This window comes from Halosimplex pelagicum, from assembly GCF_013415905.1.
Lineage (GTDB): Archaea > Halobacteriota > Halobacteria > Halobacteriales > Haloarculaceae > Halosimplex > Halosimplex pelagicum.
This window is the reverse complement of sequence record NZ_CP058909.1, coordinates 2,692,292-2,707,689: the sequence shown is the minus strand read 5'-3', so window position 1 is coordinate 2,707,689 and position 15,398 is coordinate 2,692,292. Positions and strand designations below refer to the sequence as shown.

General features: G+C 71.3%; 17 protein-coding genes. 7 read left to right on the top strand and 10 right to left on the bottom strand.

Translation table 11 applies throughout. The features are described 5' to 3' along the window. Window positions 1-65 precede the first annotated feature (65 nt). The gene (gene meaB, locus HZS54_RS13580; RefSeq protein ID WP_179917658.1) at window positions 66-1,283 is read right to left on the bottom strand and encodes a methylmalonyl Co-A mutase-associated GTPase MeaB; all 1,218 of its coding nucleotides are present in this window, start codon (window positions 1,281-1,283) and stop codon (window positions 66-68) included. Beyond that, entirely contained in the window at window positions 1,280-1,699 is a 420-nt protein-coding gene (locus HZS54_RS13575) for a cobalamin B12-binding domain-containing protein (RefSeq protein WP_179917657.1), read from the bottom strand. The genes meaB and HZS54_RS13575 overlap by 4 nt, the downstream gene beginning before the upstream one ends. 140 nt (window positions 1,700-1,839) lie before the next feature. Between HZS54_RS13575 and HZS54_RS13570 the strand changes: the two genes are divergently transcribed. Together HZS54_RS13570 and HZS54_RS13565 are read left to right on the top strand one after the other, a co-directional pair. Further along, entirely contained in the window at window positions 1,840-2,505 is a 666-nt protein-coding gene (locus HZS54_RS13570) for a DUF420 domain-containing protein (RefSeq protein WP_179917656.1), read from the top strand. Between the two features lie 89 nt (window positions 2,506-2,594). Beyond that, window positions 2,595-3,857 (top strand): ATPase domain-containing protein, encoded by a 1,263-nt coding sequence (locus HZS54_RS13565; RefSeq protein WP_179917655.1) that lies wholly within the window; start codon window positions 2,595-2,597, stop codon window positions 3,855-3,857. Window positions 3,858-3,872: 15 nt separating this feature from the next. On the opposite strand, the gene HZS54_RS13560 is transcribed toward HZS54_RS13565, so the two are convergent. The 6 genes from HZS54_RS13560 to HZS54_RS13535 form a co-directional block, all read right to left on the bottom strand. Next, window positions 3,873-4,655: an ABC transporter permease gene (locus tag HZS54_RS13560; RefSeq protein ID WP_179917654.1), complete on the bottom strand. Its 783-nt coding sequence runs from the start codon at window positions 4,653-4,655 to the stop codon at window positions 3,873-3,875. Further along, on the bottom strand, window positions 4,652-5,629 hold the full coding sequence (locus HZS54_RS13555; RefSeq protein ID WP_179917653.1) for an ABC transporter ATP-binding protein: 978 nt from the start codon (window positions 5,627-5,629) through the stop codon (window positions 4,652-4,654). The genes HZS54_RS13560 and HZS54_RS13555 overlap by 4 nt, the downstream gene beginning before the upstream one ends. A 312-nt stretch (window positions 5,630-5,941) precedes the next feature. Beyond that, window positions 5,942-7,153: a bactofilin family protein gene (locus HZS54_RS13550; protein ID WP_179917652.1), complete on the bottom strand. Its 1,212-nt coding sequence runs from the start codon at window positions 7,151-7,153 to the stop codon at window positions 5,942-5,944. 85 nt (window positions 7,154-7,238) lie between these two features. Continuing rightward, window positions 7,239-7,469 carry a SelT/SelW/SelH family protein gene (locus HZS54_RS13545; RefSeq protein ID WP_179917651.1) on the bottom strand — a complete coding sequence of 77 codons (231 nt, stop codon included), beginning with the start codon at window positions 7,467-7,469 and terminating at the stop codon, window positions 7,239-7,241. Between the two features lie 666 nt (window positions 7,470-8,135). Beyond that, window positions 8,136-8,816 carry a DUF7546 family protein gene (locus HZS54_RS13540; protein ID WP_179917650.1) on the bottom strand — a complete coding sequence of 227 codons (681 nt, stop codon included), beginning with the start codon at window positions 8,814-8,816 and terminating at the stop codon, window positions 8,136-8,138. Between the two features lie 3 nt (window positions 8,817-8,819). Next, complete coding sequence (locus HZS54_RS13535) at window positions 8,820-10,268, bottom strand: heme o synthase (protein ID WP_179917649.1); 1,449 nt, start codon at window positions 10,266-10,268, stop codon at window positions 8,820-8,822. 179 nt (window positions 10,269-10,447) lie between these two features. Between HZS54_RS13535 and coxB the strand changes: the two genes are divergently transcribed. Together coxB and HZS54_RS13525 are read left to right on the top strand one after the other, a co-directional pair. Further along, on the top strand, window positions 10,448-11,221 hold the full coding sequence (gene coxB, locus HZS54_RS13530) for a cytochrome c oxidase subunit II (protein ID WP_179917648.1): 774 nt from the start codon (window positions 10,448-10,450) through the stop codon (window positions 11,219-11,221). Between the two features lie 128 nt (window positions 11,222-11,349). Beyond that, window positions 11,350-11,787 (top strand): MaoC family dehydratase, encoded by a 438-nt coding sequence (locus HZS54_RS13525; RefSeq protein WP_179917647.1) that lies wholly within the window; start codon window positions 11,350-11,352, stop codon window positions 11,785-11,787. A 51-nt stretch (window positions 11,788-11,838) separates the two neighbouring features. On the opposite strand, the gene HZS54_RS13520 is transcribed toward HZS54_RS13525, so the two are convergent. Then, a complete protein-coding gene (locus HZS54_RS13520) occupies window positions 11,839-12,114 on the bottom strand; it encodes a helix-turn-helix domain-containing protein (RefSeq protein ID WP_179917646.1) in 276 nt (91 codons plus the stop codon). 151 nt (window positions 12,115-12,265) lie between these two features. Here HZS54_RS13520 and HZS54_RS13515 point away from each other — a divergent pair, with 151 nt between their 5' ends. Then, window positions 12,266-12,844, top strand: coding sequence for a response regulator transcription factor (locus tag HZS54_RS13515; RefSeq protein ID WP_179917645.1), 579 nt, complete (start codon window positions 12,266-12,268; stop codon window positions 12,842-12,844). Between the two features lie 61 nt (window positions 12,845-12,905). Here the strand turns inward: HZS54_RS13515 and HZS54_RS13510 are convergent, their stop codons facing one another. Next, the gene (locus HZS54_RS13510; protein ID WP_179917644.1) at window positions 12,906-13,379 is read right to left on the bottom strand and encodes a redoxin domain-containing protein; all 474 of its coding nucleotides are present in this window, start codon (window positions 13,377-13,379) and stop codon (window positions 12,906-12,908) included. A 98-nt stretch (window positions 13,380-13,477) separates the two neighbouring features. Here HZS54_RS13510 and HZS54_RS13505 point away from each other — a divergent pair, with 98 nt between their 5' ends. Together HZS54_RS13505 and HZS54_RS13500 are read left to right on the top strand one after the other, a co-directional pair. Further along, a complete protein-coding gene (locus tag HZS54_RS13505; RefSeq protein WP_179917643.1) occupies window positions 13,478-14,254 on the top strand; it encodes a DUF7388 family protein in 777 nt (258 codons plus the stop codon). Continuing rightward, window positions 14,251-15,378, top strand: a complete 1,128-nt coding sequence (locus HZS54_RS13500; protein ID WP_179917642.1) for an NAD(P)/FAD-dependent oxidoreductase — start codon at window positions 14,251-14,253, stop codon at window positions 15,376-15,378. The genes HZS54_RS13505 and HZS54_RS13500 overlap by 4 nt, the downstream gene beginning before the upstream one ends. Window positions 15,379-15,398 lie beyond the last annotated feature (20 nt).

Genomic DNA, 15,398 nt, shown 5'->3' with positions numbered 1-15,398 from the left:
GTGGGTTGGGGCCTCGCCCGCATATAAGTGATGTTCAGCGGACAGTGTCGCGGAGGGGAGGAGAGCTACTCCCGGGACTCCCGGCGCTCGGCCACGCAGTCGGCGAGCGGTTCGAGGACCTCCTCGGCGACGGTGTAGGGGTCCGTCTCCCGGCGGAGGACGGCGTCGACGCGCTCGTCGAGGCCGCCGCGGGCGTCGATCTCCTCGGCGAGTAGCTCGCGCGCGTCCTCCCGGAGGAGCGTCCGGATCTCCTCGGCGTAGCGCGTCCGGGCCTTCGATTCGAGCCGGCCGGAGTCGACGAGATACGCCCGGTGGTCGTCCATCGCGGCGATCAGGTCGTCGATCCCCTCGCCGCGGTTGGCGACCGTCTCGACGATCGGCGGGTCCCAGGGCTCGACCCCCTCCGCGTCGACGTCATCGGCCGCGTCGGCGTCATCGGCCGCGTCGTCGTCCCCGGCCGCGTCGCCGCCCCCGCCCCGTTCCCGACCGGCCTCGCCGCTCACGTCGACGGTGGCCTCCTCGAAGCCGTGGTGGCCGCCGACCTCCACCTCGCCGTCGCGCAGCTGGAGCATCTCCCGCAGTTCGCTGACGGTGCGGTCCGCGCCGTCGAGGTCGGCCTTGTTGACGACGAACAGGTCGGCGATCTCGAGGATGCCGGCCTTGAGCATCTGCACGTCGTCGCCGCTGCCCGGCGGGACGAGCACGACGACGGTGTCGGCGGTGCGGACGATGTCGACCTCGTTCTGGCCGGCGCCGACGGTCTCGACGATGACCTTGTCCTTGCCGAACGCGTCCAGCGCCTTGACGGCGTCCGTCGTCGCCGTCGAGAGCCCACCCAGCGTCCCGCGGGCCGACATCGACCGGAAGAACACGTCCATGTCGCCGACATTCGAGGCCATGCGGATCCGGTCGCCCAGCACCGCGCCGCCGGTGAACGGGGAGGCCGGGTCGATGGCGATGACGCCGACGGTCAGTCCCTCCTCGCGGTAGGTCGCCGCGAGCTTGTCGACCAGCGTCGACTTGCCCGCGCCGGGGCTGCCGGTGATCCCGATCACGTCGGCGTCGCCGGTGTGGGTGTGTAGCTGGGAGACCAGGTCCCGGTAGCCGGGCGAGCGGTTCTCGATCTTGGTGATCGTCCGCGCCAGCGCCCGGTGTTTCCCGTCGAGCAGGTCCGCGATCAGGGGGTCGAGGTCGTCGGTGTCGCCTCCGGCGCTGGCCGCGACCGCCGTGTCGTCGGCGTCCGAACCAGTGTCGTCGGGGGATTCCTCGTCCCCGCCGGTCATCGTCGCTCGGGCGCGTTCGCCCGGATGTAGTCGATCATCTCGTCCATCGAGGCGCCGGGGCCGAAGATCTCGGCGACGCCCGCCTCGCGCAGTACGTCCTTGTCGTCGTCGGGGATGATCCCGCCGACCAGCACCAGCGTGTCCTCGCGAGCGCCGTACTCCGCCAGCCCGTCCATGATCTTCGGGACGAGCGTGTTGTGCGCCCCCGAGAGGATGGAGATGCCGAGCACGTCCACGTCCTCCTGGACGGCCGCCTGGACGACCTCGTCGGGCGAGCGGTGCAGGCCCGAGTAGATGACCTCGAACCCCGCGTCCCGCAGCGCCCGCGCGATGACGTGCGCGCCCCGGTCGTGCCCGTCGAGCCCGACCTTGGCGACGAGACAGCGGATCTGCCGTTGGCCCTGCTCTGCGCTCATGGCCGCTAGTTGGACCGATTCCCGCTTGACGTTTGCGGTGATTTTTGCGTGAGCCGCGGGGGCGGGCGCCCGGGAGCGGCCGCGCAGCCGTCCACTCGCGATTTCGAAGCGGGTATACCGACGGCGTCCACAGATCCGGTATGGCAGTCGCCGACTCCCTGCAGTCGCGGGCGCGGGCGAACCCGCGCCGGGTCACCGCCGTCCTCTCGGCGATCGGGTACGTGCTCGTCATCGGCGCGTTCACGCCCTACGCGCCGTTCCCGCAGATTAGCGACGGTCTGGTCATCCTCCTCGGAGACGCCATCGCCGTCGTCAACTCGCTGGCGCTGGTGTCGATCCTCGTCGGCGTCCGCTACATCAGGCGCGGCGAGGTCGCGAAACACCGGCGAGCGATGCTGACGGCGTTCTCGCTCATCATGGTGTTCCTCGTCATGTACCTGCTGAAGGTCGGCGGCGGCTTCGAGAAAGCGATCCTCGCCGAGGGCGCCGTCTACTACGCCTACCTGGTGATGCTGGCGATCCACATCGTCCTGTCGGCGGTGGCCGTCCCGGTCGTCCTCCACGCCGTCGTCCTCGGGCTGACCCACAGCCCCAGCGAGTTGCGCGAAACCTCGCACGCCCGCGTCGGCCGTATCGCCGTCGCGGCGTGGTCGCTCAGCCTCTTCCTCGGCATCGTCACCTACCTCATGCTCAACCACCTCTACATGTGGGAGAAGATGGGCCACAGCGCGGCCCTCCTGCTCGCCGTCGGGCCGTCGTTGCGTGCGTTCCGGAGCGAAGCGAGCGCCGACCGCGACGACGACTGATCGGCGCGCGACGATCGACGACCGAGCGGCGGATCGTCGGTCGCGCACACGGCCCGAGCGTTTTCCGCGCTCGCGTGCTACCGATCCGCATGGCAGAGGAACCCGACGCAGCGACGGGGAGTCCGGCGGACGGCGTGACACCGACACGGGGAACCGGGCCGCACGGCGGCCCTGGCGAGGAGTCGGGCGGCCGCGGTCGCTGTGACTACTGTCGGCTCCCGGTCCCGGGCGATCCGGTAGTCGCCGAGCGCGACGGTCACCGGTACACGTACTGCTGTGCCGCCTGTCGGGAGGCGGCCGACGACGCCGATCAGGTGTTCACCCAGTTCCACGGCTGTCGCCGGGTCCCCACGGGCGTGGCACCGCTGGACGAGAGCCTCCCCCAGGGGATCCCCCGCAACTCGTTCGTCCTCCTGACGGATCTCGCGGGGACGCGGACCGAGTCGATCCAGGCCGAACTCGTCTGGCGGGCGCTCCGGCGGGGCGAGCCGGCGGTGTTCGTCTCCTTCCTCGAACCGCCGATGTCGGTGGTCCAGGAGTTCGTCACGCTGGACTGGAACGTCCTCCCCTACCTGGAGTCCGGCCAGCTGCAGATCCTCGACTGTTTCACCTACCGCCTCGAGAATCGCGAGCGGATGTACGACCGGCTCAACGACTGGAACGCCTTCCTCTCGGAGACGGCCGCCGACGCGACCACACAGGTGCGCGACCCCACCGAACTCGGCGAACTCCACAACCGAATCGACGACCTGCTCGAAGACCGCGACATGGAGGACCGGGGGGTCGTCGTCGTCGACTCGCTGACGGAGTTCGGGTCGCTGGTCCAGCCCGTCCAGGCCTACGACTTCCTCAAGGACGTGCGCGCGGAGGTGTGCAAGAGCCGGTTCGTCCCCATCTACGCCGGCGCCACCGTGACCGGCGAGGACCAGCAGTTCCCCCACGACCTGAACTACATGGTCGACGGCATCGTCGAACTCAACCTCGACGAGGAGCTGGTCGAGGGGTCGCTGATGAAGCAGATCCGCGTCCGCAAGATGAGCGGCGTCCTCACGCTCCCGAAGTGGACCCTCTACGAGTACACCGCCGGCGAGGGGATCGTCACCATCGAACTCCACGAGGGACCGCCCGAGGAGAGCGACGGGAGTCAGCAGGGCGCTACCGCCCAGCAGGGCGCCGGACAGCAGGGTGCCGGACAGGGCAGTGAACAAGAGGATCCCGGACAACAACCGGACGGAGCCGGCGGGGGGAGCGCGGGCGACGGGTTCGGCCAGGGGCCGCCCGCCGGGAGCGGCGCGGTCGACGACTCCAGGACCGAAGTGAGCGACGAGTCGGAAAACGACGACCCGGAGTGATCCGCGCGGCCACGGTCAGTCGGTCCGCGGGAGCGCGACCGCGCCGACGGCGACGAACACCGCGGCGAGCGCCGCGAAGACGAGCAGATAGCCCAGTTCCGGCGCGAGCGGGCCCGTCGGCGGGACCGCGCCGCCGTCGGTCGTCGCGCGGACGCCGCGGGCGAAGTAGGTCAGCGGCGACAGCAGCGTCGCCGGTTCGAACCAGCCCGGGAGCATATCCAGCGGGACGAACGTCTCGGAGAGAAAGAGGAGGGGAAGCGCGATCGTGTTGCTCGTCGCGATGACGCCGTCCTGGGAGTCGGCGGTCGCACCGATGATCGCGCCGGTCCCGCAGAACAGCGCGACGCCGACGACGACGTAGCCGACGAGCAGGCCGACCGAGGTCGCCGAGATCGGGATCGCGGCACCGGTCAGGCCGACGACGAGCGCCAGCACCAGCAGCGCGGCGAGGCCGATGACGACGACGTTGACGAGCGTCTGTGCGAGCAGCCACTCGCCGCGGGTGAGCGGCGTCGTCGCCAACTTCTCGAAGCGGTTGCCCTCGCGGTGGCGCGCGACCTCGCTGCCGACCCGCGACAGCGGCGTGAACAGGACGACCACGGCGAGATACCCCGGGACGTAGTAGACCGCCGGCTCGGTGAACAGCCCGCCGCCGGTCGGCTGGGTCTGGACCAGCGCGCCGAAGATGACGACGATGAGCAGCGGGAAGAGGAACGTGAAGAACACGGCCGTCCGCCGCCGCAGGAACGACTGCCAGCCTGCGCGGACCGACGCGAGCACGCGGCCGCTCCGGGTCATCGCTCTCCCTCCGCGGTGGCGGCGCCGTCAGCGTCCGCGGCGGGCGCGTCGCCGTGGCGGTCGGTTCGCCCCGTCGCGCCCCGATAGCCGTACTCGCCCGCGGTGCTCGCGAGTTCGAGGTACACGTCCTCGAGGTCGGGCTCCGACCAGGTGAGCGCGTCGTAGCTGGCGCCCGCGTCCCCCAGCGCGTCGACCACCTCGCCGATGGCCTCCGGGGGGACTTCCGAGACGACCAGCGAGTCGCCCGTCCGCTCGGCCGGGAACTCCAGGTCGAGCGCGGCGGGGTCGGCCCCCGTCTCCACGACGAGCCTGCTCTCGCCGCCGTACTCCGCGACGAGCGTATCGGGGTCGTCGGCGGCGACGAGGCGGCCGTCCGCGAGCAGGCCGACGCGGTCGGCCAGCCGGTGAGCCTCGGCCATGTCGTGAGTGGTGAGGACGATGGTCGTCCCGCCGTCGGCGAGCGACTCCAGCAGGTCCCACAGCGCCCGGCGACCGGCGGGGTCGATCCCGGTCGTCGGTTCGTCGAGGAAGAGCAGGTCGGGGTCGTTGACCAGCGCCGAGCCGACGCAGGTCCGGCGTTGCTGGCCGCCAGAGAGGTCCTCGTACCAGGTGTCGGCGTCGTCGGCCAGGCCCACGTCCGAGAGGACCGCGTCGACCGACCGGGCCTCGTCGTAGAGGCCGGCGTAGTAGTCGAGCAGTTCGCGGGCGGTGAGCCGAGCGGGCGGGTCGAACGCCTGGGGGAGCAGGCCGACGCGCTCGCGGTCCACGTCGCGGGGGTCGGCGCCGAACAGTTCGACCGTGCCCTCGGCGTCGGTCGTCCCCGTCAGCGCGCGGACGAGCGTCGTCTTGCCCGCGCCGTTGGGGCCGACGAGGGCGAACACCTCGCCCGCGTCGACCGAGAGGGAGACGCCGTCGAGCGCCACCGTCTCGCCGTAGGACCGGCGCACGTCCTCGGCGACGAGCGTCGCTGTCATGGGCGAATCGACGGCAGCGCGTCGCAAAGGCGGTTCGGTTCGGGGGCGCCGAGCCCGCGACCGGGCCGAAGAACGGGAGGCAGCGACGGATTCGCCACGACGAACAGCCTAGGCAGAGGGCGAAGTGGAGGGCCGAGCGTCGGCGGGGGGTGAAGTGGAAGGCAGCGTCAGCGGAGGGCGGATGGAAGGCCAAGCGTCAGCGGAGGGCGGATGGAAGGCCAAGCGTCGGCGGAGGGCGAAGTGGAGGGCAGCGTCAGCGGAGGGCGGATGGAAGGCCGAGCGTCGGCGGGGAACCGTTGGGCTGAGGTGGCGTCAGACCGCGCCCGGGGCGGGATCCGGCGGCGGCGTCTCGGCGCTCCCGTCGTCGCCGCCGCGGCGGCGGGCGGCGATCGTGAGCGCGCCGGTGCCGAGGCCGAGCAGGACGACGGCGAACGTCAGGAGGTCGCCGAACAGCGGGATCTGCGCCAGCAGTTCGACGCCGACGACGCCGACGACGAGCGCGGCCCAGCGGTTGTCCGCGCCGGCCGCGTCGAGCACGCGGGTCCCGACCAGGTACTCGCCGTAGACCAGCGCGAGCCAGGTCGCCAGCGCGAAGACGGCGCCGCCGGCAAAGGCCAGCGGCAGCCCGACGATGGTTATCGCCACCGCCAGCAGGACGGCCGGCACCGCGATCATCGTCGCGAGGCCGGCGGCGGCCGAGCGGCCGGGCTGGTCGGTCACCGTCTCGACCATCTCCCCCGAGAAGTCGGGGAAGACCACGAGCAGCAGCGCGCCGACGACCAGCGCCCCGATCGCGGTGACGAGACTGACGACCGGCGAGGGGACGACCGCCAGCTCGCCGAGGGCGTCGAGGTCTTCGAGGGTGATCCCCCACTGGAGACCGTCGAGTTGCAGGCTCTCGTCGTGGGTCACGGTCCCGGCGACCGCGGCGCCGTCGGCGCGGTCGAGCGTCTCGCCGTAGGCCACGTCGCCGCGAATCGTCGCGCCGTCTTCCAGGCGGACGGTCTCCGAGCCGGTCACGTCGCCGTCGACTGCCCCGGCGACGGTGACCGTCCCGGCCGCCGCCTCCACGTCGCCCCCGACCGTGGCGTCGGGACCGACCTCGACCGAGCCCGCGGCGGCCTCGACCGTGCCACCGACGCGTCCCTCGACGGTGACCGAGCCCGCGGCCGCCTCCACGTCGTCGGTCACCTCACCGGTGATCCGGACGGAGCCGGCCGCGGCTTCCACGTCGCCCTCGACGGTCCCGTGGACGACCGCGTCGCCGCTCACGACCTCCAGGTCCGAGACCGTCTCGTCGGGCCCGACGACCACGTCGGCGCCGACGGTCTGGTCGGCGGGTGACTGGCCGGCGGGTGACTGGTCGGCGAGCGACTGACCGGCGGTCGGCGCTTCGGCGTCGGGAGCGTCGTTCGCGAGCGGTACCCCGGCCGCCGCGCCGGGGACCAGCGCGGCGGCGACGGCGAGCGCACAGACGAGCGCGACGAGTCGCGTCGCGCCGGCGGAGGTGTCGATCGGGCTCATGCAGTTCGACGTAGCCCCCGCTACACCCTGTATAAGGGAGGAGAGTTTCCGACCCGGTAGTCCGGGAAAACGCTTAAGTAGGAGTTTACAGTTCGCCGCGGACGTTGCGAACGATGGCGTCGACGTCGAAGGTGTCCCGTTCCTTCTCGAAGACGATCTCGTCGCCGACTTCCACGCGGAAGACGCCGTGGTCGCCCATCACGAGTTCGAAGCGGTCGATCTCCCCCTCCAGGCTCGTGAGGATTGCCTCCTGGGTGTCGAGCGCCCGCTCGCGGAACCCGCAAGGGACGCAGTAGGTCAGCGTGACTGTCGTCATGGGGGACCGTACGTCGCTCCCGGCGATAAAGGTGCGTGAGTGGCGATCCGGGAGTGGTCAGTACAGCCATGTTTTTTGCCGGGGGCGTCGGCGCGAGCCAGCGGGCTCGCACCTCGACCCCCGGCAAAAAACATGGGTGAAAACACCGTCAGAGACGAGCTCTGACGAGGTGTCGTTCGCTACTCTCACGACACAGGCCGGACGCAGCGGTCGCTTCGCTCCCTCACGTCCGGTGAACCGGCGCCTGCGGCGCCGGATGCTCAGTACAGGACAGCTACTGAGCAAGTGCAGTGGCGCGTGCTGTCGAGCGTGCCCGCCTCCTGGCGGGCCGCTCGAACTAGTCGCGCGAGGGATGAGAAGCGCAGCCTGCGAGCATCGCAAGAGGCTGGGGAGGTTCGTGGCCATCTGCGGTTGCTGTGCGGGGCGGTGCGGTTGCGGTCCTGGCGGACTGAAAGGGCGAGGCGCACTCGCGCTTGTTCAGTCGCCTGAGCGGGCACTATCCGCGCGGGCCGTGCGGAGAGCGCGGATATCCCGCCTCAGCGACCGCGAGCGCGGCGAGGGCTTTCAGCGCCTGCTGACGAGTGCGGTCAGGTTCATCAGACTTTCTTCCAAACGAGAACGACCAGAATCAACTACTCAACAAGCAGAAAAATCGACCGAAACGACTCACTCCCGGGCGAAGGGACGCCAGACAAGCAGCGCCACGGTGGCGACGAAGACGACGGTGGAGATGCCGTACGAACCCGCACTCACTGCGGCGGCGATGCCCGACCCGCTGCCGACGACGCCGGTGGCGATCGACGCGAGCACCGGCCAGCTACAGGAGACGCAGGAGAGCAGCCCTAGCACACCGGTCACGGCCGATCCGGCGGCGTCGAGGACGGTCGCGTACACGAGGTAGGCGAGGGTCGCGTACCCGATCAGTTTGTAGGGGATGAGTACCAGCGAGACGCCCATCCCGTTGTACGTGACGGCGGGCGCCCATCCCGGTGGGAGGCTCGTCAGCGCGACGTCGAGGCCGAGCGAGCCGTGGCCGGGGCCGACGAGGCCGCCCGTGTAGGCGAGGACGCCGAAGTAGCCGACCGCGAGCGCGGCGGCGAGGCGCTTCTGGCGCGTCGACGAGGGCGCGATGTCGGTGCGCGCGACCGCCCAGATGGAGGCGTTGATCCAGACGAACGGGTAGACCCACAGCCGCAGCCCGCGCGCCGAGAGCAGGTCGGCCGACCCGAGCGCGGCGTAGGCGAGCAGGAGGATGACCTCGGTGTTGACGATCAGCGCGCCCCACAGGAGCGTCCCGCGGTCGGGGCGGAACTTCTCGGCGACGGCGGTGGTGTCGACGGTGGCCATGGGTCAGAGCGCCAGGGCGTCGACGACGATGGCGATCAACAGCGCCCCGAGGTAGGCGTTGGAGGCGTGGAACGCGCGGAACGCCGCCGATTCGGTGCGCTCGCGGTGCAGCCGGAGGACCGCCCAGAGGAAGACGCCGCCGAAGAGGCAGGTCGTCGCCGCGTACACCCATCCCAGCGCGGTCAGCTCCGCGAGCGCGACCGCGGCGACGAGCGTCGCCGCGAGGTAGTAGAGGATGTGCTTGCGGGTGACCGCCTCGCCGCGGACGACCGGCATCATCGGGAACCCGCCCTTCGCGTAGTCGTCCTTGTACGCGAGCGCGAGGTTGTAGAAGTGCGCGGGCGTCCACAGGAAGATGACCCCCGCCAGCGCCGCGCCGGGCAGGCCGAACTCGCCGGTGACCGCGGCCCAGCCGATCAGCGCCGGGAGCGCGCCCGCGAACCCGCCGATGACCGTGTTCTGGACGGTGTTGGGCTTGAGCACGAGCGTGTAGACGACGCTGTAGAAGAGGATCGCCGAGAGGCCGAGCGCGGCCGCCAGCAGGTTCAACTGGGCGAAGACGACGAGCGAGGTCGCGGCCAGCGTCAGGCCGAACGCGACCGCCCGGCGGACGGGGATCTGGTGGGTCGCGATCGGTCGGTCGGAGGTACGGTCCATCTTCTTGTCCTTCTCGCGTTCGAGAACGTGGTTGAACGTGCCGGAGGCGCCGATGGCGAGGACGCCGCCGCCCAGCGTGAGGACCACCGTCCGCACCGTCAGTTCCGGCGCGCCCGTCGAGGCCAGCGCCATCCCGGCGGCGGCGACGAGACAGAGCAGCCACATCAGCCGCGGTTTCGTGAGCCGGAAGTACGCGGAGACGGTGGCGGTCACGCGCGTGCGAAGCGGGAGATCCGACGGGACGGTGGTCGGTCCGGTGACCGCCTCGCCGTCCGAGGTGTCGGAGCCGTCCCCGTCGGCGGCATCGACGCCGGGCTCGACGGCCCAGCCCTCCTCGGGCGCGTCGGGCGTCTCGGGTTCGAGTTCCCAGGCGAGGGCGACGACCAGGGCGGTGAACAGGACCATGCCGACGAGGAGGTGAGCGCCGGCGGGGAGCGCGGTCGGGCCGCCGGTGACGACGACGGCGCCGATGGCGACCTGGACGGGGAACAGGACGAGACCGAGTCCGAGCGCGGCGAGGACGCGCCCGCGGATCGCCGCGCGGTCGCGGACGGCGGCGACGGCGGTGGCGAGCGCGAGGGCGCCCACGAGCAGGGCCGCGACGCGGTGGCCCCAGGCGACCAGCAGCGCGGGGTCGGCGAGCGTGAGTGGGCCGCGACACACCGGCCACGACGAGCACGCCCGGGCGGCGTCGGCGACCGCCGCGGTGGCGCCGGCGGCGACGAGCAGGTAGACGCCCATCGCCGTCGCTGCGAGCAGGCTCGGGAACGACGGTCGGGATGCGCGTCCGAACATGAGAGTCCGCTGTTGCCCTGACTTTGGGGTGTTTGCACTTAGTGTTCGCGCTTCGCGACCGGGACCGCCCGAGGCGGCCGCATACGTTCGGGGAAAGACCCAACTCCGTCGTCCCGACAACGTCGGACACCGCGTCGGATTCAGCACGTTAATATGCGGACAATCCCAAGCCGAGATCAATGAAGGGTAAGCGCGTCGCACTCCTGACGCTGTTCGCGGCCGCCCTGGCAGCGGTGGCGATCGAGCCAGCCGCCGCCCAGTCGGCCGACACGACGACGGAACGGCTCATCTGGAACCTGAACAACCAGCTGATGTACATCGCCGTCCCGATCACCGTCCTCGTGGAGGCGATCCTCTTCTACACCGTCTGGAAGTTCAAGAACAACGAGTCGCCGCTCCCGACCAAGGAGAACCGCCGCCTGGAGATCACCTGGACCGTCGCGACGGCCATCATCCTGCTGTTCGTCGGCGTCGCCTCCTACCAGGTGCTCGCCGACCCGTTCGTCACGGCCACGCCGGACACGGACCTCGATACCGTCACCGACGGCGAGGAGGAGGCGCTGGAAGTCCAGGTCACCGCCCAGAAGTACAACTGGCAGTTCCACTACCCCGGGTCGGACGTGACCAACGCCAACACGCTCGTCCTGCCGACCGACCGGCCAGTGCGGTTGAACATCACGTCGAGCGACTGGCTGCACGCGTTCCACGCCCCGTCGATGGGACTGAAACAGGACGCCTTCCCCGGCCAGTCGAACTACATCGTCACCGAGGCGACCGACACCGGTGAACACCAGCTCTACTGCGCCGAGTACTGCGGCGTCGGCCACTCCCAGATGCTCGGCACCGTCGAGGTCCGCACCCAGGACGAGTTCCAGAGCTGGCTCGACGAGAACGGCGCGGGCGGCTCCGGCAACGCCACCGCCGGCAACGCGACCAGCGCGCTCGCTCCCTGACCGACGGACGCCCGCGTCCGTCCCGTTCGGCACCGACCGCTCGCGACACTGCTCGTTTTCCCGACCCTTCCCGACCAGCCTCGCCTCGGCTGGTGCGCTTTTCAGTCGGCCGCGCGTACGGCCGCGCGATGGAGTACTTCGAGGACCTGACCGTCGGTGACACCGACGCCTTCGGCAGCTACGAGGTGACCGCGGCGGAGATCACCGACTTCGCCGAGCGCTACGACCCCCAGCCGTTCCACACCGACCCCGAGGCGGCCGCCGACTCGCCGTTCGGCGGCCTGGTCGCCAGCGGCTGGCACACCGCCGCGATGACGATGCGGCTGCTCGTCGACAACCACCTCGCCGACGGGGCGGCCCGCGGCGCGCTCGGCGTCGACGAGCTGCGCTGGCGCCGCCCGGTCAGGCCCGACGACGAACTCACCGTGACGACCGAGATCGTCGACAAGGACGACTGGGACGACGAGTCGGGGCTCGTCTCCGTCGCGGTCACGACCGAGGCCGGCGGGGAGGAAGTCCTCTCGATGGTCGCGCTCGTCCTCTACGAGCGGCGTTCGCACCTGTGACGCCGCGGTCGGTGCTCGGAGTGCAACGGCGCCCGTCCGCGCGGCCTCCGCTCAGTTCCCGGCGACGAGACCCGGCTCGGGCGTCCCCTCGCGGTCGGTGTAGGCGGCCAGACGCTGCTCCCCGCGACGAGTGATCCGGTAGACCACCTCCGCGCTCACCGGCTCGACGAGGTCGTCCTCGACCAGCCTGTCCATCCGTCGCTGGGCGTAGTCCGTCGGCATCCCCAGACGGTTCGCCACGAGCGCCACGTATGTCGGCCGCTCGGCCGAGAGGTGCTGAAGTATCGCTGCGTCCGCGCGACGGAACCAGTCCGGGTGCTGTGACATCGGTATCCCACCCGTACCATGGTACTTGTTCACATATAACGTTGTCGCCGGGGCGACCCCACCGGCGAGTCGACGGGCGGTCGCGGGGTCGTCTCGCGGGACGCGGGCCAACAGAGTGAAACGCGGGGAGTCCCCAGCGGGGGGTAGAGCAGTGTCATCGAGCGCCGACGGTCGGCCGACGGTCCTCGTCGTGGACGACGAGACGGAGGTAGCGGACGTGCTCGCGCTGAAGATCCGCGAGCGATACGAGACCCGGGTCGCCTACGGCGGGCGGGAAGCCCTCGAATCGATGGACAGCGACGTCGACGCCGTCCTGCTGGACCGTCGGATGCCGGAGGTCCACGGCGACGACGTGCTCGCCGAGATCCGCGAGCGCGGCTACGACTGCGTCGTCGTGATGACGACCGCCGTCGACCCCGACCTGAACATCCTGGAGATGGACTTCGACGACTACCTCTCCAAACCCATCGAGACGGAGACGCTGCTGACGACGCTCGACCAGCAGCTCGACAGCCGGCGCTCGGGCGACCCGAAACTGGAGGAGTTCTTCTCGGTCGTCTCGAAGCTCGAAGTGCTCGAATCGGAGCTGACGCCCGCGGAACTCGCCGACAGCGACGAGTACGAGCGCCGCAAGCGCGAGGCCGAGGAGCTCGGTCGCGAACTGCAGGAGTCGCATCCGGACTTCGAGGAGATCGTCGACACCTTCCGCGACATCAGCCGCAACGCCTGAGCCGCGACGGAGCCGTCGCGACCGGACCGGCGGCGCCCGTCGCAGCGGCGGAGGCCGCTCGCTACAGGCCGTCCAGCGCCGCGCGAACCTCGTCCCAGTTCGGCTGGGTCGAGGGATCGTCGGCGGCCCAGGCGTACCGGACCTTCGTGTCGCCGTCGATCACGAAGACGGCCCGGTTGGACACGTCGCGGTGGCCGGCCAGTTCGTCGAGGCGGACGCCGTAGCGCTCGCTGACGGCCCCGTCGCTGTCGGTCAGCAGCGGGAACGGGATGTCGTACTCGCGGGCGAACGCCCGGTGGCTGAAGGCGCTGTCCCGGGAGATCCCGAGGACCGTCACGTCCTCGCGCACGTCGAACCAGCCGAGGTTCTGGATCCCGCACAGCTCGTCCGTGCAGGCCGGGTGGAAGTCGAACAGGTAGAACGCCAGGACGACCGGGCCGTCGCGAGTGTGCTCGGCGAGCATGTACTCGCGAACCGTCTCGCCGTCGGTCCCGGGCAGGATGAAGTCGGGCGCCGCGTCTCCCGCTGTGAGCATCTGTTGGCTGTCCCTTTGCGATACCCCGTGTTAAGCGATCGGGACGGCGTCGCCAAGCGATAGAGCTTTTCCCCGTCGGTCGATAGCGGACGAGTACGATGCTTCAGGGCGCGACGCTGGCACGAGCGGGGATCGACGCGGCGGCTCTCAAACCCGCCGAGGTCGACGTCGAGCGGGCGGTCGACCTCGGCGTCGAGCGGCTCGCGATCGACTACGAGGGCCGCGAGCACCTGCCGTCGCCGGAGACGCTCGCCGCGCTGGCCGACGAGCAGTCCGTCCGCCTCACCACGCCCGTCCGCGCCGACGGCTTCGACCCGCTCGGCGAGCGGGACCTGGCGGAGTCGCTGCCCGAGTCGGTCCGACGGATCCTCGTCGCCGGCCACCGCGCCTACCTCACCGAGACCGAACGCGAGCGGGCGGTCGCGCCCCGCCTCCGCGAGGCCGCGGCCCGCTCGCGGGACCCCTGGGTCGGCACCGAGGGGATCGAACGGATAGCCCTCGCCGTCGGCGGCACGCAGTTCGAACTCCTCGGCCCCGGCACCGACCCGCGACTCCGCGCGCTCCGGCAAGCGGGCTACGAGGGGGAGGTCGCCCTCTACGCGCCGACCGTCCTGACCGACGAGGAGGACGCGGTGCTGGACGCGCTGGGCGACTACGCCGCCCGCCGCGGCCCCGTCCGCTCGGCGCTGCCCGACGGCGCGGCCACCGACGCCGCCGCCGACGGTCGCGCCCGCGAGGTCCTCTCGCAGGCCGTCCGCGACTACGGCCTCGTCGGCGACGTCGAGACGGTGGCCGGCCGCGTCGACGAGCTCCGCGACGCGGGCGCCGACCGGATCGTCGGCTACCCCGCCCGCGGGCTCGACCCGTTCCTGTGACCCGCGTCGCCGTCGTCGGCGGCGGCGCCCTCGGCGCCACCGCCGCCCGCGACCTGGCCGCCCGCGACGCCGACACCGTCCTCTACGAGCGCGACGACCTCGCCAGCGGCGCCTCCGGCCGCGCCGCCGGCATCGCCTACGACGCCTTCGCCGAGGACATCGACGCCGCCGTCGCCGCCCGCGCGGTCGAACGCTTTCGCGAACTGGACGCCGCAGACGCAATCGACTTCGTCGACCACCCTTACGTCTGGTTCGCCCGCGCCGGCGACGACCGCCGCGCCGAGGCCGTCCGCGAGAGCGCCGACCGCATGCGCGCCAACGGCCGCGACGTGGAGACCCTGACCCCCGACGAGTTCGCCGACTGGTTCCCCGCCCTCGCGGGCGCCGACGTGGCCGCCGCCGCGCTCGCCCGCGACGCCGGCTACCTCGACCCGGCCTCGTACGTCACCGCGATGGGCGAACGGGCCGCGTCGGCCGGGGCCGACCTCCGGACGGGGACGCCCGTTCGACTCGCCGCTGACGGGACGGCCGTCGAGACGCCGGCCGGGACCGAGCGATTCGACGCCGTCCTCGTCGCCGCGGGCGCCCACACCAAGCGCCTGCTCGCCGATATCGACGTGGCGATCCCGATGAAACCCTACCGCGTGCAGGCGCTCGTGACCGACCCCCTCGACGGGAGCGAACGGGTGCCGACCTGCTACGACGCGACCGGGGGCCGCTACGCTCGCCCCCGCGACGACGGCCTGCTCGTCGGCGACGGCACCCAGGAACGGGAGTTCGACCCCGACGACTACGACGAGACGGCCGACCCCGAGTTCGAGCGGGCGTCGATCGACTGGCTGGAGGACGTTCGCCGGGACGAGACAGCGGGGCCCAGTGTCCGCCGGTCGTGGGCCGGGCTCTGCACCGCCACGCCCGACCGGGACCCGCTGCTGGGCGAGGTCCGCGAGGGGCTGTACGTCGCGACCGGCTGGCACGGCCACGGCTTCATGCGCGCGCCGGCGCTCGGCGAGCGAGTCGCGGAACAGATCCTCGGCGGCGACGGGATCGCGCCCTTCGACCCGAAGCGCTTCGACGGCGACGAGGAGTTTTCGGTGGTCGAAGGGATGACCGTCGACGACTGAGAAGGGACCGCGCCGCTGTG